Consider the following 1,544-nt stretch of genomic DNA (forward strand, 5'->3'; position numbering starts at 1 on the left):
GCCGTTGGCGAGGTGGGCCGGGATGGTCAGCTGGCGGCGCCCGCCGACCTTCATGCCCTGCACGCCCTGGTCCCAGCCGCTGATGACCTGGCCGGCGCCGAGCTGGAACTGGAGCGGCGTACCGCGGTTCCAGCTCGCGTCGAACTCCTCACCGGTGGAGAAGTAAACGCCGACGTTGTGCACGGAGACGTTGTCACCCTCCTTGGCGACGGCGCCGTCGCCCTCCCACAGGTCCACGATCTCCAGCTCGGCGGGGGCCGGACCGTCCGGGAAGTCGATCTCGGGCTTGTCGATGTTCACGAAATTTCTCCTACGGAAAGACACGTTCTGTCAGCCGGGCAATTCTGGCAGACCATGGCGCGAAAGCGCTGATCAGACCCCCTCGACCGGACAGCTTCCGATCAGGCCTTGCCGAGAATGTCGACGACGAAGACCAGCGAGGCGCCCTTGGGGATGTCGCTGCCCTGCGGCGGGTTGTCACCGTAGGCCAGCTTCGCCGGCAGGGCCAGCAGCACCCGGTCCCCCACGTGCTTGCCGACCAGACCCTTGTCCCAGCCCTGCACGACGGAGCCCGTACCGATCTGGAAGGCCGTCGCCCCGCCGTGGTCCCAGGACGAGTCGAACTTCTTGCCGCCGTCCCACTGGACACCGGTGTACTGGGCGATCAGCCCGTCACCCGCCTTGACCTCCGCGCCCTTGCCCTTGATCAGCACCTGCTGCTTGAGGTCCGACGGGGCCTTCTCGCCCTTCGGCATGGTGATGGCGGCGGCCTTCTGCCCATCCGCCTTCACCTCCGGCATCCCGTCCTCCGGCTTGGCCTGGTCGCCCTCGGCCGCACTCTTGGCGTCCACCTTCTGCGCGCCCGCGATGTCGAAGACCCACACCAGGCCGTCCTCCGGCTTGAGGACCTCCTTGTTGATCCCCTCGCCGACGAGCGCGTTCGCCGTGCCCTCGACCTCCACACGGCTGCCGGCCTGCTGCCCGACAAGCGCGTCGAAGACCTTCGGCGGCAGCGCCGCCTGCTGCTGCGCCTGCTGCGCGCCCTGCTGGTTCATCTGCAACAGGATCTGACGGCGCGGACCCTTGGGGTCCTGCTGCGGCTGGCCCTGCTGGGGCTCCCAGCTGTTGCCCAGGCTCTTCTTGTCCTTCATCGTCTGACCGGCGAAGTCGAAACGGACGAAATCGTCCTTCGCCACCTTCGGGCCGTCGCCCTTGCTGATGGTCTTCACCACGAGCTTGTCGGACGGCTTGGCGTCCTTGGGCGCGGAGATCTCGGGCTTCTCCCCGAACTTCCCCGACACCTTGGCCACGGCCTTGTCGTCCGACGCGCCCTTGCCGCCGTCGTCCGAGCCGCACGCGGCGGCGGTGAGCAGCAGGGCGGGGACGGCCAGCGCCACGGCGAAGCGGCGCGTTTTCTTCGTGTGGTTCATCAGTCCAACTCGGGCTAGTGGGGGTGGCGGGGGGAACGCCCGCCACTCTACGGCCTGCGTCTCCCCTATCAACCCTGCCGGACACGGCTGTGCGTCGGTGTCCGCGGACACCGA

At 68.3% G+C, this 1,544-nt stretch carries 2 protein-coding genes; both read right to left on the bottom strand.

Translation table 11 applies throughout. The features are described 5' to 3' along the window. On the bottom strand, positions 1-300 hold a 300-nt coding region (locus tag ACFU99_RS43245), incomplete at its 3' end, for an FKBP-type peptidyl-prolyl cis-trans isomerase (protein WP_384404165.1). A 101-nt stretch (positions 301-401) separates the two neighbouring features. Continuing rightward, positions 402-1,430: an FKBP-type peptidyl-prolyl cis-trans isomerase gene (locus ACFU99_RS43250; RefSeq protein WP_384404168.1), complete on the bottom strand. Its 1,029-nt coding sequence runs from the start codon at positions 1,428-1,430 to the stop codon at positions 402-404. Between the last annotated feature and the right edge of the window lie 114 nt (positions 1,431-1,544).

The sequence above is a fragment of the Streptomyces sp. NPDC057654 genome (assembly GCF_042800135.1).
GTDB lineage: Bacteria > Actinomycetota > Actinomycetes > Streptomycetales > Streptomycetaceae > Streptomyces.

What these genes read in the sequence shown, in the direction of transcription:
- ACFU99_RS43250 (WP_384404168.1), bottom strand. Translation starts at nt 1,430, where the DNA reads ATGAACCACACGAAGAAAACGCGCCGCTTCGCCGTGGCGCTGGCCGTC.